Source organism: Streptomyces sp. NPDC031064, from assembly GCF_055570965.1.
Genome location: NZ_JBVIGF010000001.1, coordinates 1 through 4243, shown reverse-complemented (window position 1 = coordinate 4243; position 4243 = coordinate 1). Strand labels below are relative to the sequence as shown.

At 71.2% G+C, this 4243-nt stretch carries 3 protein-coding genes; 2 read left to right on the top strand and 1 reads right to left on the bottom strand.

All coding sequences use genetic code 11. From position 1 onward, the window contains the following. Positions 1-117 precede the first annotated feature (117 nt). Positions 118-711 carry a TetR/AcrR family transcriptional regulator gene (locus tag ACZ46W_RS00015; protein ID WP_468328769.1) on the bottom strand — a complete coding sequence of 198 codons (594 nt, stop codon included), beginning with the start codon at positions 709-711 and terminating at the stop codon, positions 118-120. A gap of 240 nt (positions 712-951) precedes the next feature. Between ACZ46W_RS00015 and ACZ46W_RS00010 the strand changes: the two genes are divergently transcribed. After that, positions 952-2502 (top strand): MFS transporter, encoded by a 1551-nt coding sequence (locus ACZ46W_RS00010; RefSeq protein ID WP_468328766.1) that lies wholly within the window; start codon positions 952-954, stop codon positions 2500-2502. Between the two features lie 137 nt (positions 2503-2639). Further along, positions 2640-4085, top strand: coding sequence for a glyceraldehyde-3-phosphate dehydrogenase (locus tag ACZ46W_RS00005; RefSeq protein WP_468328763.1), 1446 nt, complete (start codon positions 2640-2642; stop codon positions 4083-4085). Positions 4086-4243: the final 158 nt, after the last annotated feature.

The window sequence follows — 4243 nt, the reverse complement described above, 5'->3', positions numbered from 1 at the left end:
CGGGGAGCCCCCCCCCCCCCCCCCCCCTCCCGCCCGCCCCCCCCCCCCCCCCCCCCCCCCCCCCCCCCCCCCCCCCGCGGCTCCCCCCCCCCCCCCCCCCCCCCGCGGTGTTGCGTTTCAGGCCGTCGCATCGGCCTTCCGGAGCAGGGACGACAACGTGCGGTCGAGGATGTCCGGAACGTCCTTGGCCTTGAGACGGCGGGCGCCGGCTTCGGCCGCGGCGGCGTGGAGCAAGCTGTAGAAGGTGGTCACCAGCCAGCTCATCGGCAGGTCGGAACGGAACACCCCTTCCTCCTGGCCGCGCGCCACGATCCGCTCCACCCGTCCGAGGACCTTCTCGTGGTGCTTGCGGCGCCGGGCCGGTGTGATGACGCCCTCGGAGGCGGACAGCAGGAACGCGTGCCGCTCCAGGATGCGCCAGCTCGACCGCACCAGCCGGGAGAACGCCTCGTCGGCCGGGCCCTCGTCGAGGTGCTGGCCCTGGAGAACGGCGTCCGCCTGTTCGACCGAATGAGCGAGCACGGCGTCCAGCAGGGCCTCCCGGGATGGGAAGTGCGCGTACAGGGTGACGCGGCTGACCCCGGCCGCGGTGGCCACCGCGGTCATGCTGACGTGCGGATCCCGGACGAAGCAGTCGAGAGCGGCGGCCACGATCGTCGCGATGCTGCGCTCCGCGTCGGCGCGGCGGACCTTCTGGTGCGGCGTGGGCATGGGGCGAGCGTATGCCACCCCTCCGCGCGTGGTCCACGTCGGCCGGCGTACCCGTTAACTTGAACAACACTGTTCAACTTCGGCGGCGGATGCCCTACTGTTGAAACTTAACAGCGTTGTTCAGGTTAAGGAGTTCGGGTGAGTTCGGAGATTCCTGCTCAGGTGGAGCACGGACAGAGGCCCGCGCATGGGCATGGGCACGGGCACGGGCATGGGCATGGGCATGGGCACCACGGTGATGTGCCCGCGGGGCCTCCGGACCCGCGGCGCTGGCTGGTCCTGGCGTTGTTGTGCACCGCGCAGTTCATGCTGATCGTCGATGTGACCGTGGTGAACGTGGCGCTGCCCACCATCGGTGCGGAGCTCGCGCTCGGCGCCGGCGCGCTGACCTGGGTCGTCACCGCGTACACCCTGTTCTTCGGCAGCCTGCTGCTGCTCGGCGGGCGGGTCGGTGACCTGCTCGGCCGCCGGCGCGTGTTCCTGGCCGGCCTGGCCCTGTTCACCGCCGCCTCGCTGGTGTCCGGGCTGGCGGAGAGCGGCGGTGTGCTGATCGCCGCCCGCGCCGCCCAGGGGGTGGGCGCGGCGGTCATGTCGCCGGCGGCGATGGCCCTGGTCATGTCGGTGTTCCACGGCCCGGAGCGGCACCGCGCCCTCGGGGTGTGGGCCGCGATCGGTGGCACGGGTGCCGCCTTCGGCGTCCTCCTCGGCGGCGTCCTCGTCTCCGGGCCGGGCTGGGAGTGGGTGTTCTACATCAACGTTCCGATCGGTGTCCTGGTGCTGGTCGCCGTCCCGGCCCTGCTCAAGCAGGGGCAGGCGGGGCACGGGGGTGGCCATGAGGCCGGGCACGGGCATGGGGCCGGGCACGGGCATGGGGCCGGGGGCGGGCATGGGGCCGGGCACGGGCTTGGGACAGGGGACGGGCATGGGGCCGGGGGCGGGCATGGGGCCGGTCGTGCGCCGGGTGCGGACCTTCCCGGCGCGCTGACGATGACCGCCACCCCCGCCCTGCTCATCTACGGCCTGGTCCAGGCCCGGGACCACGGGTTCGGCGCCACGTCCGCGTGGCTGCCGCTCGTCGGGGCGCTGTTCGGAGCGGTGCTGTTCGTCGTGGCCGAGCGGTCGGTGGCCGCGCCGCTGGTACGGCTGCCGTTCCTCGCGCGTCGCTCCCTGCTGGGTGGCTGCCTGGTGATGCTCGCCGCGTCGGGGGTCCTGATCTCGGCGTTCTTCCTGTGCTCCTTCTACCTCCAGCACGTGCTCGGCTTCTCCGCGCTGAAGACCGGGCTCGTCTTCCTCCCGGTCGCCGCGGTCACCACCGTGGGCGCCCACCTCGGTTCGCGGGCCGTCGCGCGAGTGGGCTGGCGGTGGACGGCCGGTGGCGGGCTCGGTCTCGCGGCGGCCGGTGCGCTGCTGCTGGCGGGGCTGGAGCGGGACGGCGACGCGTGGGCCCAGGTGCTGCCCGGCTTCCTGCTGTTGGCCTTCGGCCTGGGCGCGGGCTTCGTCTGCGCCGTCACCAGTGCCATGCACGGCGTGGAGCACGCGGACGCGGGGCTCGCCTCCGGGCTGGTGAACACCGGCCACGAGCTGGGTGCCGCCCTCGGCATCGCGGTCGTGGCCGCGGTCGCCGGTGCGAGCCTGGAGGGCGGCGATGGGGCGGGCTTGCCACCGGTCGACGGGTTCGGCGCCGCCTTCGCCGCCTGCGCGGTCATCTGTGCCGTGGCCGCCGTCGCCAGTGCGGCTCTGCTGCCCAAGGGGCGCCCGGACCCATCGGCGGGCCCGGTGTTCGCCCACTGATGCGAGGGTGAAACCGGTCCAAAACCGGCTTAAAACCGTACAAATTCCGGCGCCCACGCGCTCAAGTGGGGCCGTTTGAACGATCAAAATAGTGGGGGGTTAGCATATGAGCACCGCCTAGCTCGAAAGATGAACCTGTGACTGTCAATGAGGACTCGTTCACTAGCTGGAAAAACCGCGAGGAGATCGCGGAGTCGATGATCCCGATCATCGGGAAGCTGCAGCGGGAGCGGGACGTCACGGTCCTGCTCCACAGCCGCTCCTTGGTGAACAAGTCGGTGGTAAGCATTCTCAAGACCCACCGATTCGCCCGGCAGATCGCCGGTGAGGAGCTCTCGGTCACCGAGACGATGCCGTTCCTCCAGGCCCTCACCGCGCTCGACCTCGGCCCTTCCCAGATCGACATCGGCATGCTCGCGGCCACCTACAAGGCCGACGACCGCGGTCTCTCGGTGGAGGAGTTCACCGCCGAGGCCGTCGCCGGCGCCACCGGTGCCAACAAGATCGAGCGCCGCGAGGCGCGTGACGTCGTCCTCTACGGCTTCGGCCGCATCGGCCGCCTCGTCGCCCGCCTCCTCATCGAGAAGGCCGGCTCCGGCAACGGCCTCCGGCTGCGCGCCATCGTCGTCCGCCAGGGCGGCGAGCAGGACATCGTCAAGCGCGCCTCGCTGCTGCGCCGCGACTCCATCCACGGCCAGTTCCAGGGCACGATCACCGTCGACGAGGCGAAGAGCACCATCATCGCCAACGGCAACGAGATCAAGGTGATCTACGCGGGTGACCCGTCGGAGGTCGACTACACGGCGTACGGCATCAAGGACGCCATCCTCATCGACAACACCGGCAAGTGGCGCGACCGCGAGGGCCTGTCGAAGCACCTGCGCCCCGGCATCGACAAGGTGGTCCTGACCGCCCCCGGCAAGGGCGACGTCCCCAACATCGTCCACGGCGTCAACCACGACACCATCAAGCCGGACGAGCAGATCCTGTCCTGCGCGTCCTGCACCACCAACGCCATCGTCCCGCCGCTGAAGGCGATGGACGACGAGTACGGTGTGCTGCGCGGCCACGTGGAGACCGTCCACTCGTTCACCAACGACCAGAACCTGCTGGACAACTACCACAAGGCCGACCGCCGCGGCCGCTCGGCGCCGCTCAACATGGTGATCACCGAGACCGGTGCCGCCTCCGCCGTCGCCAAGGCGCTGCCCGACCTCAAGGCGCCCATCACCGGCAGCTCCATCCGCGTCCCGGTGCCGGACGTCTCGATCGCGATCCTCAGCCTCCGGCTCGGTCGCGAGACCAGCCGCCAGGAGGTCCTCGACTACCTCCGCAACGTCTCGCTGACGTCGCCGCTGAAGCGCCAGATCGACTTCACCACGGCCCCCGACGCGGTGTCGAGCGACTTCATCGGCTCGCGCCACGCCTCGATCGTGGACGCCGGCGCCACCAAGGTCGACGGTGACAACGCGATCCTCTACCTGTGGTACGACAACGAGTTCGGCTACTCCTGCCAGGTCATCCGTGTCGTCCAGCACGTCTCCGGGGTGGAGTACCCGACCTACCCGGCCCCGGCTGTCTGACAGCCCCGGGTACCGGTTCGTCCCAGGGGCGGGGGGGGGGGGGGGGGGGGGGGGGAGGGGGGGGGGGAGGAGGGGGGGGGGGGGGGGGGGGGTCGGTCGTAGTGTCCACTCCACGTAGTGGGGGTTGGTGGGTTTGTCGGCGTTGATGAAGACGAGGT

What these genes read in the sequence shown, in the direction of transcription:
- ACZ46W_RS00015 (WP_468328769.1), bottom strand. Translation starts at nt 711, where the DNA reads ATGCCCACGCCGCACCAGAAGGTCCGCCGCGCCGACGCGGAGCGCAGC.